This is a genomic window from Streptomyces sp. NPDC058371, from assembly GCF_042723265.1.
In the GTDB taxonomy this organism is placed as follows: domain Bacteria; phylum Actinomycetota; class Actinomycetes; order Streptomycetales; family Streptomycetaceae; genus Streptomyces.
The window spans coordinates 19,798-37,427 of the sequence record NZ_JBHXJC010000015.1 but is presented as its reverse complement, the minus strand read 5'-3'; the positions used below and the strand labels follow the sequence as shown (position 1 = coordinate 37,427).

The window sequence follows — 17,630 nt, the reverse complement described above, 5'->3', positions numbered from 1 at the left end:
ACGCCGGGACACCCGTCCCGGCGCGGGGCCGCTGTGCGTATCCCGCCTGGGGCACCCGCCATCTCAACCCGCATCCCGCCTCCCGGCACCCGCACGCCCACCCGCCCCCGCACGCCCCGCAGGCCGCCTAGCGTCCAACCGAACCAGCAGGACCAGGCCACCGCCAGAAAGGGGGGAGCGCCGTGAAGCACGAGACCACCATCAACGAACTCGCCCAGTTCGCCGGTCTCTTCAGCGTCGTCGACCACATCACGGTCTCCGAGACCGACCCCAACACCGACATCACCGAGGAGGTCACCCTCGAACCCCCGCCGCTCATCCGCCGCACCAAGCGCCGCGACGGCACCATCGTGTGGATACTCACCCCGCCCGGCGTCCACGAACGCATCTTCGTCGCCGACCGGGCCCCCGTCACCGTCTACCTCAAGGACGTCGACCCCGGACGCTTCACCGGCCACATCCCCCCACAACAGGCCCCTTTCCAGCAGCAGCCCGCCGCGGCCGCCTGGCAGCAGCAGCCCGCCGCCTATCCCGCCCAGCAGCAGGCACCCGCCCCGCAGCCGACCGCGCCCCATCGGGCCGCCGCCCCCTGGTCGAACCAGCAGCCCCCGCGCTGAACCCCGTCCCCACATCCCGGCCCCGGCCACCGCACCCGCGGCGGCCGGGGCCGCTCCATGCCCGCACCGCACCCCTCATCGCGACGGCTCCGGCCACCCGGGCCGCACCCCGCCCACCGGCGCACCGGAAGGCCCGGCCGACGGAGGAGGAGCACTCACCGGCGGAGCGGCGACCGGCGCCGCACCCGCACTCCGTCCCGCCGGCCCGGCCGCGTGCACGCCATCCCGCTGCTCCCCGCCCGCCGCCTTCTCCGCCGCCTTCTTTGCCGCCTTCATCTTCTCCAGGGCGTTCTCCTTCCCTGGCGCCCTCTCCGAGCCCTCCCCGGCCAAGTCCTCACGTCCCAGCCGCCGCAGCTCCTTAACCCGCTCCACCCCCACGCCCAACCGGCGCCCGCACCCCGCCACCGTCTCCCCGGCATCGCCCATCGCCAGCACCACCCGCGCCGCCACCACCCGCGCCTCGTTGATCCGCACCTGGCCGCGCTCACGCACCCGACGCACCTCCTCCTCCACCTCGGCGGCCACCGACGTCTCGTCCTCCACCGCCAGCTCGAAGTCGGCCACCAGCTCGTCGAACGCCGCCTCCTTGCGCAGCCGCTCCGCCTCCGCCTCCGCCGCCACCTGCCGCTGCTCGGCCACCCGCAACGCAGCACGCTCCAGCGCCGCCTTCCGCCGCGCCAGCATCCCGCTGGCCTTCCCCTTGCCCTTGGTCTGGCTTCCCGCCACCGCAGCCACCTCCCGGCCGACCGGGCCCACCGATCGCGGGCCACCTCGCGCCAGTCTCAGCCGCCCGACACCCGCCAACCGGCGCGAGCCGTCCCTGTCCCAGGCCGTAGCACGCCCGTCGCTGCGCCCGGTCCCGCTCACGGGACGGTGTCGGCACCAAGTGGGGGGCCCACGGACGGGGCGGGGGAGTGCCGGGGCTGGTGGTGTCACCGGTGCCGTGTCAGTGGTGCGGGTGTGTGGTCGCCGGTCGGTGGCAGGTCGGTGACCGCGCACCTCTGGCACTTTTGACACGTCACCGGGCTCGAGGGCTGTTTTCCCTTCCGGCGGGACGCGTTGGGAGGTTGTTTCTCGAGGCCTGGGAAGTTCGAGGCTCCGCGCCGGTCGGCGCCCGCACGCCCCTGTACGGCGGTGATCTTCTGGCGTCGTGGGGATGACGGCGATAGGCATCACGGCGGGGCGGGAGCGCTACTACCGGCGCAATATCGCCCTGGGCGACGGTGCTCAGGGCGGTGAGCTCACGGTGTCCTCCAGCGTGCCGGGGGTGCCGCCCGGTCTGTGGCACGGACAGGCCGCCCAGGCTCTGGGGCTGTCCGGCATCGTGAGCGACGCGCAGATGCGGGCCCTGTTCGGGCTGGGCATGCACCCCGACGCCGAGGCGATCGCGGCCCGTGAACTGAGCGAAGGGGCATCGCTCAAGCGGGCCATGAAGGCGGCCAAGCTCGGGCCGGCCGTACCGCAGCTGGCCGAACTCTCCCCGCTCGACAAGGAGATCGAGCAGCTCCTCGAACGCGTCAGCAGGCAGCTGTGCCGCCCGCTGACGAAGGCCGAGACGAAGGACCTGCGGATGAAGACCGCCGCGCGCGCCTTCGAGGCCGAGTACCACCGGGCCCCGTCCGACGGCGCCGAGCTCGGCCGGTTCCTGGCCGCACGGACAGGTCCCCAACGCCGCGCGGTGACCGGCTACGACCTCACCTTCTCCTCCGAGGAGCTGTCGCTGCTGTTCGCGCTCGGCGGGCCCGAGGTACGGCGGATCGTCCTGGAGGTCCTGGCCCAGGCACGCTCGGAGGCCCTGGCGTGGCTGGAGCATCATGCGCTCGCGGTACGCACCGGCCCGGGCGGCGTGGCCCAACAGCGGGCCGATCCGGGCCTGCTGGCCACGGTCTACCTCCACTACGAATCCCGTGCCGGCGACCCCATGGTGCACGAGCACGCGGTGATATCCCCGCGCGTGAAGGGGCCGGACGGCCGCTGGCGCAATCTGGACTCCCGCCTCCTTTTGCGCGATGTCGTGGTCGCCAGCGAGCTGTTCAACCAGCGCTCCCTCGAACTCGTCTGCGGCCGCTTGGGCCTGGTCACCCATGAGGTCGAGGTCACCCCCGGACAGCGGCCCGTGATGCGTATCGCGGGCATCGATGCGCGGCTGCGCGCGGCCTTCGCGCAGCGGGGCAGCGCCGTACGCACCGCGGCGGATGCTCTCTTTGACGACTACCGAAGACGCCATGGACGTCAGCCGCACGGACCGGCCCGCTACGCCCTGCTCGATCGGGCGCGCAGCCAGACCCGTCCCGCCAAACGCACGGCGCGCTCGTTGGATGAGCTGTTGGCCACGTGGCGGCGCCGGGCCATCGCGGTCACCGACCGCGCCACCGTCGACAACCTGCTCACCACCGCGCAGGCCGCCGCCCGAGCCCGGCCCGCCCCGGCCGAGTTCGACGTCGCCGCGGCGGCCGAGAAGGTCCTGGCGGCGGTCGCCGAGCGCCGTACGACGTTCCGCCGCCGCCACGTGCTGGCCGAGTCGCGCCGCTACCTGATGCGGACCCTGGCCGGGGCCACCGCCGAGCCCGAGGCGGCCGAGGAGATCACCGACCGGGTCCTCGCCCACGGCGACTGCCTGGACATCACTCCGCCCGAGATCAACCCCCAACACCCTGACCTGCAGCGCCCCGACGGCACCAGCGTCTACCGGCCCATCGGCTCGCAGACCTACACCACACACTCCCTGCTCGCTGCCGAGAACCGGCTCCTGGCGGGCGCCCGCAGACACGTCATTCCGCCGGTGGGGCGGGGCACCTTCGCCCGCGTCGCGGCCCTGCACCGCGGCCCGATGGACGCCGGCCAGCGCGCGCTGGCCTCCTCGTTCGTGCTCTCCGAGAAGCTGCTGCTGGCCGGTCTGGGCCCGGCGGGCGCCGGAAAGACCACGGCGATGCGGCTGGTGTCCCGCGCCGTGGACGCGGCCGGCGGCCGGCTGATCCCCCTCGCGCCGTCCTCCCGGGCGGCGAAAGTCCTGGGCGACGACCTCCAGCGGCGTGCCCACACCCTGCACTCCTGGCTGCACCAGCGCGGCCGCGTCACCGAAGGGAAGACGGTCGGCGAGGACTTCCAACTACGGCCTGGCGACGTCGTCCTCATCGATGAGGCGGGCATGGCCGGCACCCTCCTGCTCGATCGGATCCTCGCCGACGCGTCGGCCGCCGGGGCGGTGGTGCGCCTGCTCGGCGACCCGCACCAGCTCGCCGCCGTGGAGGCGGGGGGAGCCCTGCGGCTCATCGCGCGGGCGGGCGGCGCCGTCGAACTCGACCAGCTGCACCGCTTTAGCATCGACGGGGAGGCCGACGCCTCACTCGTCCTGCGCGACGGCGAGGACAACCGCAACGCGTTCGGCTGGTACCGGGCCAAGAACCGGATCGTCGCCGGAAACTACGAGGCGATGTGCGACGCGGTCTTCGCGGCCTGGGCCAAGGACCTGGGCAAGGGACTCACTTCGCTGATGACGGCCGCCGACACGGCGACCGTGACCGAGCTCAACCTGCGCGCCCAGGCCTGGCACATCGAGGCCGGCAACGTCGATGCCAGACACGCCGCCGCACTGCGCACCGGGCAGCACGCGCACGTCGGTGACGTCATCGCCACCCGACTCAACCGCCGCCGCATGACCGTCCGCGGCGGGAGAGACTTCGTGAAGAACGGAGACACCTGGACCGTCCAGAGGATCCTGCCCGGCGGGGACGTGGTGGTCCGCCACACCCAGCATCGCGGCCGCATCCGCCTGCCCGCCCAGTACATGGCCACCCAGTGCGAGCTCGGCTACGCCTCCACCATCCACCGCTCCCAGGGCATGACGGTCGACACCTCGCACGCGCTGGCCTCCTCCCGGTCCAGCCGCGAAGGCGTCTACGTCCAGCTGACCCGCGGGGCGCGCACCAACCGCATCTACGTTGCGATCGAGGACGGCGACCGCCTGGACGACGTGCTCACCTCCATCGCCGCCCGGCGCCGCGCCCAGCTGTCAGCGACCGAATCCATCGCCGAGCTGCAGCAGGAGATCGGCGCGCCCGGACAGCTGTCCGCCGAGTTCGCCGACGTCACCGAGCGGGCCACCACTGCCCGGCTGACCGGCCTCCTCGAGCGCACCCTCGGCGCGGACCGGGCTGCCTGGTTCATGGCCGCCGATGCCTACCCGGCCCTGCTTGGCGCACTGCACGACGCCGAGCGAGCCGGGTTCGACCTGCCCCGTCTGCTGTCCACCACCGTGCCCCGGCGCGGATTCGCAGACGCAGACGACCCCTCCGCGGTGCTGACCTGGCGGGTGCGCGAGCGCCTGGCGGAAGCCGTTGAAGCCCAGCATGACGACCGCCAACGCCCACTGGCCGCGCTCACGCTGATGCAACTGCACACGCTGTCCCGGCTCGCCGCCTCCCATCGCGCCGTGGCCCGCGAGGCGCTCAAGGCCGCCGACGCAGCCTTCACTCACCTGCCCGCCCCGGTCACCACGCGTGCCGGCCACGCCCACCCCGCCTGGGACCAGCGCCCGATGGGGGACCTCTCCCGCCGCGACCTCGCCGCCCAACTGGCGGCCGCACGCGCCCAGATTCGCCGCGCTCAGGCGGGCCGAACCCCTCTGTCGGACGCCGCCCGGCACGTCATCGCTGACCTCACCCGAGAGTCCCAGCTGCGCCGCACCCTGCACTGGTGCGACGCCGCGCGCGAGGAATTTCAGCGCGAGCGGGCCACCACCCAAGCACCGACCGGTGCCACCTCACTGGCCGCGATACGCCACACCCTCCAGACACGAGCCGCCACCACAGCCCAGCGGCAGCAATCCGCGCGCACCGCGCTGGCCCGCGCAGACGCCGTGACCGACAAGATCTTCGCCGAGCTGCGGTGGCGCGAGCGCCTGCCTGACCGCACCCCTCACCAGCCCACCCACCGCGGGGAGATACCCGACTGGGTCGCCGACCGGCACGCCCTGGTCCACCCCGGCACACCCGCACACTGGGTCACGCATCTTGCCGAGCGCCACCGCATCCTGGCCCGCTCGCTGGCCGACCGCGGTCACACCCTGGCCTCATCCCCGCCTGCCTGGGCCCGCCCGCTCGGCCCGCCGCCACCCACCAGCGCCCCCCGGCGGCGCCACGTGTGGGCCACCACCTGCGCTCTGGTGGAACTGTGGCGCACCCGCCACGCCATCACCGCTGTTCCCGGACTGGGCCCACGCCCGGCCGACCCAGAGGATGCCGCAGCCTGGGACGACATGGACGCCCGGGTCCGCGCCCTGACCGGGCGCCGCCGCCCGCTGCACCTCCCGCCGCCCGACGCCCCCGTCTCGGTCATGATCGAAGCGGCCCTCAGCCACCTCGACACGCCGCCGCCCGCCGGGCCCCTGCCCGACCACCCGGCCTTGCGCGACCCGTTGGGCGTCGCCCTCCCTTCCTATGGCGCACTGGACGCGCGGATGGCGCGGCGCGCCCTGGCCGCCGTGCTCGCCGGCGAGAGTTTGCCTGAATCCTGGATGGAGGAAATCACCGCACCGGGGGAGGACGACGAGGACGAACAACGCACCTACACCAAGCTCCTCACTGGCATCGGCGACTACCGGCGCCGCCACCACCGCGCCGGTCCCGACGTACTGGGCCCGCGCCCCCAGGGCCTCGATGGCGAGGAATGGGACCATCTCACCGACGCCGTCGACCTCTACACCCACGCCCGCGTTCAGCGACGCCTGGAGCAGATGCGGGCACGTACCGCAGCCGAACGGGCAGCGCTCCTGCCACCTACCTCGCCAATGCGCCAGCCGCCCCCGCAGGGAACACCCCAGCCCGGCCATCGGCACACAAGCCGCGGATGAACAGGCAGCGATACCGCCCCATCGAGCCACGGACCGTGGCAGGGCCACCCCACCCGCAAGCGGGAACCGCCAGCGCTGCGGGAATTCCCCTCGAGGCGAGAGACAGGTGAGCATGGAACCCGCATCCGAACACAGCCGTATCCAACTAGCGGACCGCACCGTGTCGCTGACATGGCTGCGCGAGTACGCCATCGCGGCCGCCCCGCTGTTCACCCGGGCCAAGGCCGAGGTCGGACACGCTTTATGCCTGTGTCGGCGCCCCGCCCTGCGGCTGGTCATCCGCTGCACCCGCACGGGCCGCTACCACGTGGCCGGCTGGCCCGGCGAGGGGGAGAAGCACGACACCGGCTGCCCCTTCCACAAACTCGCGCCCGGCCTGTCCGGCCGCGACGGCTACAGCACGCAGGCCATCCGGGAGACAGACGACGGAGTCTCCATCCGTCTGGGCACCGCCCTCGCCCGCCCTCTCTCCATCCCCCAAAGGTGCGATCCTGCGGAGGACGAGACCCGCGAGCGACGGTCGCGGCGCACCGTCGGACTGCTCGGACTGCTGCACTGGCTGTGGGAAGGTGCCCAACTCAACGCATGGCTGCCACGGTTTCGACAGCGGACCTGGCGGATGTGCCACTCCCAGCTGTGCCTGCAGCTGGCAGGCTGCACCGTCAACGGCCAAGACCTGGGCGATGTCCTCTACCTCGTGCCGCCCTTCAGCCAGGCGACGGCCGCCACGAACTCCGCCGCACTGGAGGCGTTCCAGGCCCGCCTCGGACGCCACGGCGACACCGAACGGCGAGCCCTGGTGCTCGGCCAGATCAAGGAGATAGCCACCACCCCGTACGGCTTCGCCTACCGCCTCGCCCACCAGCGCACTCCGCTCTACGCCAGGGCGGCCCTGCACGAGCGGGCCGCCCACTCCTACCCCCGGGCCTTCTCCCAGACCGCCGCCGCGCACGGCGCCGTGCGCGTCGCCCTGTTCGTCGTCGAACGCAGTCCCAAGGGATACCTCACTGTTGTCGACCTGGCCGCGATGCTCACCACCGAGCACTACATCCCAGCCGACTCCTCGCACGAAGTGGTCATGGCCGACGCTCTCACCTCCTGCCGCCGCGCCTTTGTCAAGCCCATTCGCTACGACAGCACGGACGCCGTCCTGCCCGATTTCGTCCTCACTGACACGGATCCCCACCAGTACGTCGAGGTGTATGGAATCCACGGCCGCGGAACCTACGACCGGCGCAAACGCACAAAACAGGAGTTCTATCAACGCCAGGGACGTCTCCTCATCGAGTGGGACACCGCCCACCCGCTGCCCACGCTCACGCACCCGAGCCGAAGCTGACCGGCCGCCACCCCTTGGGCGGGCCAAACTCCAACGCCCGGGGCGGCGTTGGCGAATCTGGATACAGCACGCGCCGCGCAGGCAGCAGCCCGCCTCCGTTGTACGACGAGTCTCGCTCTGTCCGGCCACCCCCGGCTCTCGTTGCCGGCCGCTCCTTGCGGGGCCTCTTTACCCGGTCTTCGTCCCGCCTCACGGGACGGGATGGCGGGTGGTTGTCTTCCTGCTCCCGCGTGGTGGAACGGCCCAGCGGACAGGCCGGTGGACACCACCGGTCCGGGCAAGCTGCCGCAAGCCGCCCGTCCACGGGCAGCGCGGCTTCCCATCGCCGAGCAGAAGGCGCCTTGATGAGCGAGCAGACCTCTCTCCCCGACGACTTCCGCACCTGGTTGACCCAGCGGGGAGAGGACGCGTACGCCTTGGCATGGGTGGCCGCGAGGAGGGAGGCGACCGATTGGGCCGAGACCGAGGCCCCCCGGGTGGGAGAGACCGGGATCGCCCGCAACGGCGCCGACCTCACGCGCATGGAGGTGCAGGACGTCGCCCACGGCCGGCAAGAGGCGCTGCGCCGCTGGCTCCAACTGGACAACGGAACGCGGCAGCTGGCCATCATCACCGCCGAACCCGGCGGCATGCGCGAGCACACCCCGGGCGAGCTTGCCGCCCACCTGATGACCGACCCGGACAATGATGAGGCCCGGCTTACCGACCTGCTGGCTAGCTGGCTTTACCGGCGTAATGCCGAGGCGTCGCAGGGCCTCGAGCTCGGGTGGATCGCCGCGGCCGCCGCCTGGACCTCTCACATGCGCGCCCTGGCCGGTTACCCGCCGCCCGTCGTGCTCGACCAGAGCCTGGCAGCCGCCGGTGAACAGGACGAGGTCACCGTGGAGTTGGTGGTAAGCGCCGGACGCAAAATGGCCGACCTCCTCGACCGGCTGGAGCGCGCCTACCGCCCGCGCGCCGAGCTGATCGAGGACTGGCGCACCGTGGAGTCTCTGGCCGCCGATGTCCCGGCGCTCACGGAGATGGCCGACTGGCTGCTCGACCAGATCGCCCTGCGCGACGCGTCCGCCCAGCAGTTGAGGGCCGTCCTTGAGCCGGACATCACCGACCACCTGCGCGACCGACGGGCCGACGGCTCCCTGCGGAGCGTCCCCGTCCTCGACGCGCAGCGCACCGCGCACCTGGCCCAGGCCCGCGAGACCGTCCGCGCCTACACCGCCGCCGCGCACTCGGGATGGGACCAGGAAGCGCAGCAACTCCTGGACTCCTTCCCGATCCCGGCCCGCTCCCTGGCTACCAGCGGCCCGGCCGCCGCCTGGCGGCAGAACTCAGCCACCGCCCAGGACGCTGTCGAGGCCCTGGCCGCGCAGCGCGCCGCGACCACTGCCGAGGACCGCGCCGACTACTTCGCTGGCCCGGAGCTGCTGCATGCCGAAACCGGCTACCTGGCCGCGCGCGAGGGCCAACTGCACCTCCTGCACGACGCGCTCGGCCGCCTGGCCTACCCTGCCCTCGCCCCCCGCGACCTGCCCGAGGCGCTCGCCCCAGTCGCGGCCGCGCAGACCGAGCGCCGCGTCATCGAGGCCTTCGGCACCTTGGAGCGCGCGGCTCAGGCGCTGAACGGGCAGATCCACTACCAGCTCCAGCGGCCGGTGCCCGCCCACCGGCGTGCCGCTGCCGGCGCCGAGACCGACTTGCTGACCCGCTCACGCGACGCCCTGGAGCACATCGCGGCCGCCGGTGTTCCCCTCGACGAGAGGCACATCCGCGCCCGCCTGCAGGAGGTCATGGCCCGCAGCGCCGCCCCGGAGGCTCCCGACCCGGCGGCGTTCACCGCCCACGACGAGGCCCACACCCGGGCCCTGGCCGCCGGTTCCACCACACCCGGAGTGAACCGGTGATCTGAGCACCGAGCACCGTCATCTCCCTGGTGCTGCGCGCGGCCGGCGCGCTCATCCGGCGCGGCCTGCCCCGCCTCGCCATGGCGGTCACCACCATGCTCGTGGGCGGCACCGCCGCCGGACTCCTCTATATAGCCCGGTTCTCGCCAGCAGAGAGGTGCGCTGGCAGCTGTTCCGGTCGCCACCCATCAACGCGCGACCTCAGTGCTCCTGGGCCGACCTGATGGTGAGGACGCCGCCGGCGGGAGGGGGCGGCGCACAACTTCGCTCCACCTCCCGGCCGGCCGGACCGCGAGTTGCCGCCGCGCCTGGCCGCGCCGTCGAAGCCATCGCGTGGCGGATTCCGCCTGCGGGGAGAGCGGGGAAAGTCGCGGAGCCGCCAGGCGGGAGGAAGGCACCTGAGCCCCGCTACCACCGCTGTTCCTTGCCAAGAATCGGAGCCGTCCGGACCTCGCCCGAGGCACCCGGCCCTGTTTCCCTCCACCCAAGGAAACACCTGCGTGATAGCCCACCAGCGCGTCGAGCGCGCCCTCCCGGCCACCCGGCTACGCCCCGGCAGCGGACCGGACAACGCCTGCCCTCCCTCCCTCTCTCGAAAGGTCGCTCCCCGATGATCCGCAGTCTCGCTCTCCGCTCGGCTGCACCCGCCGTCCTCGCACTGGCGGCCGCTGCCACCCTGACCTTGACCGCGGCCCCGGCGGCGCACGCTGTCGGCGAGAGCTCGAAGTGCTCCGTGAACTGGAGCAACTTCGATGCCAAGGTCGGCAAGAACGCCTGGAACTACCGCACCGGCCCGTCCACCGGCTATAGCAGCCGCGGCTACCTGTACCGCGGCGACAAGCTGAAGGTGCTGTGCAGCAAGGGCAGTTGGGACTACAGCGAGCTCACCCAGCGGTCCAATTCCGGCATCGCCAAGGGCACCCGCGGCTGGGTCCGCGAAGACGGCCTGGTGAGCCTGGCGGGCTGATAGTCCAACCCCGCACACGGATGTGGGATCCCCGATCCCGTGTCCCTTTTCCCACCGGTGTTGGCCACCGCCCGGCCAACAGGAGGTGGGGATGGGATTCCGCAGGTGAAGCGCCCCTTGCCAAACCAGGGGCGGCGCCGCGGCAGAGGAAATGGACACCGAGCGGGCCAACCGCGAAACCCGCTGTTCAGAGCGATTCCAGTGGCCAGTCCGGCGCGGAACCTACAGCCGCTCAACACCCCTATCAACGGCCCGGCCACGAACGGCCCGCCGACCCCACTCGATTTCCGGAGGAAGCCAATATGCCTGCGCTCAAGCGCACCGCCGCCGCCCTGCTCGCCGCCGCCGCTGTCACCGGCACCACGCTCGCCACCGCCGGAACGGCTTCCGCGGCCAGCTACTCCTGCAAGACCAGCAGCAGCAACACGTATGACGACCCGTCGTACAACGGCCCCGACTCCGACAACTGGTCTTTCGACGTCAAGCTCTGCGCCAGGCGGTCCGGCGGCTACATCTACACCACAGCCACGGTCTACTGGGACGGCCCTTACTCGGCCAACACGAACAACTCCTTCACCTTCAACAAGGCGCGCTTCCACCTTCAGACCAAGAAGAGCGTGAGCGGCACAGACCCGGTCGTGAAGTACGCCAACTACACCGGACTTGAGGGAGCGCTCGAAAACAGCAGTGCCACGGGCAACGGCTCTTACGAGACGGGAACGCTCAAGTACCGCGCGACCTCGGCCCGGTACCTCGCCGACGGCTACATACAGCTGGACTGGTCGGGTGACGGCAAGGGCTACCGGGCCCCGATCCTGTTCACTGCATCCCCGACCGTGTAGACGCCGCCCCGGGATCGCGCAGCTGCTCTCTGACGGTGGCCATCCATGACGACCGTGCACCAACACCGCGGCGGGACCCCACCCAGGGGTGCCGCCGCAGCCGTTTTGGCCCCTCCGGCCGCCCCCGGAGGTGGCGCCGATGGTGCATCGTTTTCGGGCCTGATGGCCGCCGGCTGCGTCGCGAGACGCCGGCACGGTTGCTTGCCGCGCCTGTACACCCTGGCTGAGGGCCCGTGAGGCGGACCGGTGAGAGCGAATGCCGCACCAGATGGTGGGACTTGCGCCCCGGTGCCGCCCGCTGCCGGGAAGTGGCATTGAAGCGGGTTCGATGCCCTGCTGGGCTTTGCCACCAGCGGTCCACCTTCCCGGGCCGCTGCCACCGCCCGCACGGCGTGCACCCCTGACAAGCCCGCCGTGCGGGCGTCTCACGAGACACCCCGACTTCCCTTACAGAGGTAGGCAGGCGATGGCCCACGTGCAGGTCCGCGACACCCTCCGTACCTCACCGGCTCCGGACCTCGCACCACAGCCGCCCGCACTCCGCGTCCCCTGGGGCACCGCTCCGGCACGGCGAACTCCGCCGACCTTCCGTGCTGTTCTGAGGCATCGATACTGCCGCCGCCTGCTGATCGCCTCGGTGGCCGGGCGTCTGTCGCTGGGCATGGTGCCCGTCGCCCTGATCCTGGCGGCGCAGGCAGACGGTCATTCCCTGGCAACCGCCAGTCTGCTGGCCGCGCTCTACGGCATCGCCCCAGCGCTCGGGTTGCCCCTGCTGGGGAGGCTGGCCGATCTGCGCGGCCTGCCACTGCCCTGCCACCTGGGAGCAGCTCTGGTTGCCACCGCGCTGGGCACCCTGGCCATAGTGGGCACTTCACATCTGGTCGTCACCGCAGTATGCGTTGCCCTGGCCGGGGCTGGATGCCCGCCGCTCGAGGGCGGACTGAGATCCCTGTGGCCCACTGTGCTTCCCGACGCGGCGCACGTCCGTAGCGCCTACACCCTGGACTCCTCCGCCCAGGAGATCGTCTACGTTGTCGGGCCCGCGCTGGCCATCACGCTGGCCAGCTGGCTCTCTCCAGGCGCGGCTCTCGCCCTGGCGGCCGCCGTCACCTGGGTCGGCTCCCTTGCCTTTGCCACCACGAGCCCTGTCCGTATCTGGCGTGCTGCGCCCCGCCACCGCGCCCGGATCGGCGTGCTGCGCCCACCCGCGATGCGCTCTCTGCTGATGTCTCTGGTATTTCTCGGAGCCACGGTCGGCGCCCTCGACGTCGCCGGGATCTCCGTGGCTGAGCAACTGGACGAGCCCTGGCTGGCGGGAGCGCTGCCCGCGACGTTCTCCGCGGCGGGACTGCTCGGCGGTGTCCTGTTCGCCCACTACCAGCCCGCGTCTGCCCCGGGCCCGCGTTACCTCCTGCTGCTGGGAGCCGTGTTCGCGCTCTGCTGGCTCCCCCTGCTCGCCCCGCTCCCCGCCTCGTTGCTCCTTGCCCTGGCGATGCTGCCGGGAGCCTTGTTCGTCCCGCTGCTGACCGTGGCCAGTCTGGCTGTCACCTCGCTCGCTCCGCCCGGCACGTCGACCGAGGCGGTCGGCTGGATGTCTTGCGCGATGCGCCTGGGCTTGGCCGGCGGCACCGCCCTGGCCGGGCCGCTCAGCGGCCACTTCGTAGTCCCGCTGATGACCGCCACCCTGTGCGCACTCCTGCTCGGAATTCGTACTGCACCCGCGTCCGCACCTTCGGCTGTGTGAGCCAGTCGCAGCGCAGATCCACCTCCCGGAATAGCAATTTGCCGTGCCTGGCCCGGACGTACCACGGGGGGCACCGGTTGTCGACTGGACCGGGAGTGCAGGCGCGGTGGCACAGCTGTCGAAGCAGGGAGATTGCACCGACAAGCACCGCCGATGACCTTCCGGCACCCGCAACAGCAACAGCGCAACCGAGCGCTAGACGTCCGCCGGAACGTTCTCGGCCGCCGGCTCGGGAACCTGTTCCCCCGCGCCAGCCGCGACAGCGTAGGCGGTGTACATCGCGTTCCCCTGTTGGACCGACTTCTCGACGCGCTTCTTCTTGACGAGCCTCTCCAGGTTGTTGCGCACGGCCTGGACGGACGTCGCCCGACCGGGGTGGCCCTGCGCGAGCTGGTCGGAGACCTCACGGGCCACACGCGGCTCTCCAGGCGCCTTGAGGAGGATGCCCAGGATGAGTTCCCACAACGGCGGCCCCGACTGCTCCTTGGGCGCGGCCTTCTTCGCTGCCGCCTTCTTCGCTGCCGCCTTCTTCGCGGTGGCCTCGGCCGCCGTGGTCTTCTTCGTGGGCTGCTTGGACTGCGCCGCCTTCACCGGCTTGTCCTGCCGCGGCTGCGGAACGGTCTGGAGCGTATCGGCAACGGCCTCGGCTGGTGCGGGGAGCTCGGTCTCGGCGGTGGGATCGACCTCGCTCCCATTCGGGGCGGCGGCCGCCGCGGGCAAACTGCCCATCGCCTGGCTCAACCAAGCTTCATCCACCTCGAGTTGTTCAAGGTGCTTGTGGAGGCCGGCGATCTGCTCGATGACCTTCGCCTGCTCCTTGCGGTTGGCCTCAAGGTGGTCGGCGTATTGCCGTGCGTACTTGTTCCGGATGGGGGTCGTCTCGGGCTCGTCAGCCACAGCAGCACACTCCTTGTACCTGGTTCCTGCTGCCGGATGCTACTCACCACGAGGGGGCGGCAGTTGCGGTCCCGCACGATCACTACCCGGCCGCAGCGTGAGGTTGAGCGGCCCTGAGCCGCGCTCTGGCCGGGCCGCGCGGTCCCATTGCCCGGCAATGCGCTGGGTACTTGGCGCGAGAGTGAGATCCAGCAGCGGTTGACGTCCTCCGGTTTCCCACACGGCGAGCTACAGGACTTCCCGGACAGTGGAGCGGCCTGCCTACCACGGAGGAGGAGGAGTCCTGCCAGCAGGGGCCGTTCGGTCCCGCTTCAGTCCCGCAATAAAAGCGCAGGTCAAGGTGCTCTTCTCCTGCAGGACGGGGCTGACGGGACTCACCTTGGCAGTTATCACCTGCTTGGGGGAGTGGTTGCATACGCGTGCGCGTATACGAGGTCTCGTTCTCTGGGGCGGTGATAAGTGGAGATCTTGGGCCCGTCAGTCCCGTAGTCTTGGTGGGAACCCTTCTGACCTGGCATTACGAGTCTCGAAACCGAACGGGACCAACGCTGACGGGACTAAACGCCGCCCGGAGCCGGCGCCCTCGCCAACGGGACTGCGGGACTGACGGGACTGAACTTTCGAGACACGCGGAGCCCAGCCTGCTGTCGGGTCCTCTGCTGGGCTACGCTCCTGTTCGGCAAACCCGAAACGCCAGTCCCTTCGGTCCCGTTAGGCCCGGCCGGGTCCGGGCCTGACCGGACCCAGACCCGAAGCTCAGACCCGCAAGGACGATCCATTGGCCAGCCAGCCCGCGATGACCCCCGTGGTCCCGCCCGGGACAGGGCCAAGCCATGTTTTCGCCCGCTGGTGTGCCCAACAAGGCTGGCCCGTCCATCCCCTGGCTCCCGGGCAGAAGACCCCGCCGGCCAACTGCGCGGAATGCAGGGACCATGGTCACCCGGGCTCGGCCTGCCCGTGCCACGCCCTGGGGCGCTGGTGCCACGGCTTTCACGCGGCGACTACTGCGCCCGACCGTCTCGATGCCTGGTGGCAGGAGCAGCCCCGCTTCGGCGTGGGAGTCTCGTGCGGGCCCGCGAACCTCATCGTCCTGGACGTCGACGCGCACGCCTCCCAAGTCCCCGACCGGTCCCGTCTCCTGCCGGGCATCCCGATCGGGCCCCAGGTCAACCTCGATGGGCTGGCCACCGGCTTCGACACGCTGGCCCTGCTGGCCGCACTACGCGGCAAGCCGGATCCCACCAAGGACGACACGACGCTGCGAGTGCGGACCCCGTCCGGCGGGCTGCACATCTGGTACCGCAACCCCAACCCGCAGATCCGCTACCGCTCTTCGACCGGCTCCAGTCCCCGAACAGCCCTTGCCTGGCAGGTCGACGTCCGCGCAGACAACGGCTACATCGTCGCGTTTACCACCGGCACTGACGCCGGGTACCGCCGGATAGGTGCGTGCCGTCAGCCTGCGATGCTGCCCCAGTGGATTGCAGCCGAACTCGCCCGCACCGGCCACGTCCCCACCCCTCAGCCCCCAGCCGTCCCCCTGCCCAGGAGACCGCGGCCGCGCCGCGCCGCGAAGGCCGCTGAACGGATGCTGCAGACGCTCCTCGACGAGGTGACGGCCTGCGCGGCGACGCCCAGTGGCGCCAGTTTCACCGAGAAACTCAACCGGGCCGCTTTCACCGCGGGCGGCCTGGTAGAAGGCGGACACCTCACCGACTCCGAAGCACGGGCCCTCCTGCACGAGGCGGCACGCGCTGCCCGCCCGCATCAAGAACGCCGCAACACCACGATCATCGAGTCCGCTCTGTCCGCCGGCGCGCAGCGCCCGCTCCACCCTCAGGGACGTTCATGAGCGCCGAACCCCTCCGCTTCGACGCCGAAGCTGCCGCAGCTCAGATCCACCAGCAGCAGGCCCTCGACCTCGTGATGGCAAAACCAGCACCCGCACCTCACCTGCCCGCCCAGCAGGACGCCCGCCCCACGCGCGGGGTGGACCCGAACCTGCCGGTGCCCTTCATGCCCGACGCGCTCACCGACCGCGGGAACGCCAAACTGTTCGCCCGTCTCTACAGTGACCAGTTCCGGTACGTGATCGGCATGGGCTGGCACTCCTGGGACACCTACCGCTGGAAGCTCACCGGAGGCGACGAAGCCGCCCGCTGGGCAGCCGGAGAACTCGCCGAACAGATTCCCCTCCACGACCCCCGGGGCAAGTTCACCGCCCGCGAACTCAAGAACCACCGGGACCACTCGGAATCCTCCTCCGGTGTCAAAGCCCTCCTCTACCAGGCACAGGCCGCTCCGGGCCTGCGACTGGACCCCGACATTCTCGACGGCGACAGCTACGCCCTGTGCACCCCCTCCGGTGTCGTCGACCTGCGCACCGGCGATCTGCGCAAGCCGAACCCGCTCACCGACATGCACTCCCGGGCCACCACCGTCGCGCCCCACAGGATGCCGATCCCGCGCTGGAACAGCTTCCTGCGCGACACCTTCGGCGACGACGACAAAGGTCTCGAGACCATCCGGTTCCTGCATCTGCTGCTCGGGTACTCCGTCACCGGCGACGTCGGCGCCCAAGTCATGCCGTTCCTCTACGGCGCCGGCGCCAATGGCAAGTCCGTCCTGCTTGAAGTCACCATGCAGATCCTCGGTGACTACGCCAACGCCGCCCCGCCCGGGTTCCTCATGGAGAAGGGCAAGTTCGCCGAGCACTCCACGGAACTCACCGAACTTCACGGCAGGCGCATCGTCGTGTGCAGCGAGCTCAAGCCGAACGACAAATTCAACGAGGCCCGCGTCAAGCTCCTCACCGGCGGCGACAGCATCACCGCCCGCCGCATGCGGCAGAACTTCATGACCTTCACCCCCACCCACAAGCTCTGGCTGCTCGGTAACCACCGCCCCGAGGTCGGCACCGGCGGCCACGCCTTCTGGCGCCGCATGCGGATCATCCCCTTCGAGCGCCGCGTCCCCGACGAAAGCAAAATCGACAACCTGGCCGCCGAACTCGTTGCCGAGGAAGGCCCCGGCATCCTCCAGTGGCTCATCGACGGAGCCCGCCAGTACCTGTCCACCCGAGACCCCCTCACCGGCCCGCCCTCGGTACGCGTCGCCACCGCCGCATACGAGACCACTGAAGACCACATCGGCCGCTTCATCACCGAACGCTGCACCAAAGGCGCGGACGGCCGGCCCGACCCCGACCTGCGCGTCGAACAGAAGCTGCTCTACGAGGCCTACGGCCGCTGGTGCTCCGACGAAGGCATCCGCGCCTCCACCCCCCGCGCCTTCGCCAGCCGCATCCGACAGGAGCTCGGCCTCGCCTCACCCGCCGACATGATCAAAAACAACGCCACCAAGCTCTACCCCGGCCTCGGCCTGCTCTCCGACGACGCCGAACCTGCCGAAGCGAGGAGCTCGTGACCCCACGCGCACTGGGAGCGCTCGCCGAGCGACCGTACGATGTATC

11 protein-coding genes are annotated in these 17,630 nt (G+C 71.1%); 9 read left to right on the top strand and 2 right to left on the bottom strand.

All coding sequences use genetic code 11. The features are described 5' to 3' along the window. The first annotated feature begins 182 nt into the window (after positions 1-182). Positions 183-617, top strand: a complete 435-nt coding sequence (locus ACFWM2_RS32750; RefSeq protein ID WP_383287496.1) for a hypothetical protein — start codon at positions 183-185, stop codon at positions 615-617. 75 nt (positions 618-692) lie between these two features. Here the strand turns inward: ACFWM2_RS32750 and ACFWM2_RS32745 are convergent, their stop codons facing one another. Further along, entirely contained in the window at positions 693-1,343 is a 651-nt protein-coding gene (locus ACFWM2_RS32745; RefSeq protein ID WP_383287494.1) for a hypothetical protein, read from the bottom strand. Positions 1,344-1,773: 430 nt separating this feature from the next. On the opposite strand from ACFWM2_RS32745, the gene mobF reads away from it, so the two are divergent. The 6 genes from mobF to ACFWM2_RS32715 all read left to right on the top strand — a co-directional run bounded on the left by mobF (position 1,774) and on the right by ACFWM2_RS32715 (position 13,261). After that, a complete protein-coding gene (mobF, locus tag ACFWM2_RS32740) occupies positions 1,774-6,468 on the top strand; it encodes a MobF family relaxase (protein WP_383287492.1) in 4,695 nt (1,564 codons plus the stop codon). Positions 6,469-6,580: 112 nt separating this feature from the next. Then, positions 6,581-7,807 (top strand): DUF1173 family protein, encoded by a 1,227-nt coding sequence (locus ACFWM2_RS32735; protein ID WP_383287490.1) that lies wholly within the window; start codon positions 6,581-6,583, stop codon positions 7,805-7,807. 344 nt (positions 7,808-8,151) lie between these two features. Beyond that, complete coding sequence (locus tag ACFWM2_RS32730; protein WP_383287488.1) at positions 8,152-9,708, top strand: hypothetical protein; 1,557 nt, start codon at positions 8,152-8,154, stop codon at positions 9,706-9,708. 610 nt (positions 9,709-10,318) lie between these two features. After that, the gene (locus ACFWM2_RS32725) at positions 10,319-10,675 is read left to right on the top strand and encodes an SH3 domain-containing protein (protein ID WP_383287486.1); all 357 of its coding nucleotides are present in this window, start codon (positions 10,319-10,321) and stop codon (positions 10,673-10,675) included. 302 nt (positions 10,676-10,977) lie between these two features. Next, positions 10,978-11,517, top strand: a complete 540-nt coding sequence (locus ACFWM2_RS32720; RefSeq protein WP_383287484.1) for a hypothetical protein — start codon at positions 10,978-10,980, stop codon at positions 11,515-11,517. A 466-nt stretch (positions 11,518-11,983) separates the two neighbouring features. Continuing rightward, entirely contained in the window at positions 11,984-13,261 is a 1,278-nt protein-coding gene (locus tag ACFWM2_RS32715) for an MFS transporter (RefSeq protein ID WP_383287483.1), read from the top strand. A gap of 195 nt (positions 13,262-13,456) precedes the next feature. On the opposite strand, the gene ACFWM2_RS32710 is transcribed toward ACFWM2_RS32715, so the two are convergent. After that, entirely contained in the window at positions 13,457-14,158 is a 702-nt protein-coding gene (locus tag ACFWM2_RS32710; RefSeq protein WP_383287481.1) for a hypothetical protein, read from the bottom strand. A gap of 796 nt (positions 14,159-14,954) precedes the next feature. On the opposite strand from ACFWM2_RS32710, the gene ACFWM2_RS32705 reads away from it, so the two are divergent. Both ACFWM2_RS32705 and ACFWM2_RS32700 read left to right on the top strand, forming a co-directional pair. Then, entirely contained in the window at positions 14,955-16,010 is a 1,056-nt protein-coding gene (locus ACFWM2_RS32705) for a bifunctional DNA primase/polymerase (protein ID WP_383287793.1), read from the top strand. Continuing rightward, complete coding sequence (locus ACFWM2_RS32700; protein ID WP_383287479.1) at positions 16,007-17,584, top strand: phage/plasmid primase, P4 family; 1,578 nt, start codon at positions 16,007-16,009, stop codon at positions 17,582-17,584. Before ACFWM2_RS32705 ends, ACFWM2_RS32700 begins: the two co-directional genes overlap by 4 nt. Positions 17,585-17,630: the final 46 nt, after the last annotated feature.

Bases quoted from the DNA above. Each gene is read 5' to 3' on its own strand.
- ACFWM2_RS32735 (WP_383287490.1), top strand. From the start codon at position 6,581: ATGGAACCCGCATCCGAACACAGCCGTATCCAACTAGCGGACCGCACC.
- ACFWM2_RS32720 (WP_383287484.1), top strand. From the start codon at position 10,978: ATGCCTGCGCTCAAGCGCACCGCCGCCGCCCTGCTCGCCGCCGCCGCT.
- mobF (WP_383287492.1), top strand. From the start codon at position 1,774: ATGACGGCGATAGGCATCACGGCGGGGCGGGAGCGCTACTACCGGCGC.
- ACFWM2_RS32730 (WP_383287488.1), top strand. From the start codon at position 8,152: ATGAGCGAGCAGACCTCTCTCCCCGACGACTTCCGCACCTGGTTGACC.
- ACFWM2_RS32705 (WP_383287793.1), top strand. From the start codon at position 14,955: ATGACCCCCGTGGTCCCGCCCGGGACAGGGCCAAGCCATGTTTTCGCC.
- ACFWM2_RS32715 (WP_383287483.1), top strand. From the start codon at position 11,984: ATGGCCCACGTGCAGGTCCGCGACACCCTCCGTACCTCACCGGCTCCG.
- ACFWM2_RS32725 (WP_383287486.1), top strand. From the start codon at position 10,319: ATGATCCGCAGTCTCGCTCTCCGCTCGGCTGCACCCGCCGTCCTCGCA.
- ACFWM2_RS32700 (WP_383287479.1), top strand. From the start codon at position 16,007: ATGAGCGCCGAACCCCTCCGCTTCGACGCCGAAGCTGCCGCAGCTCAG.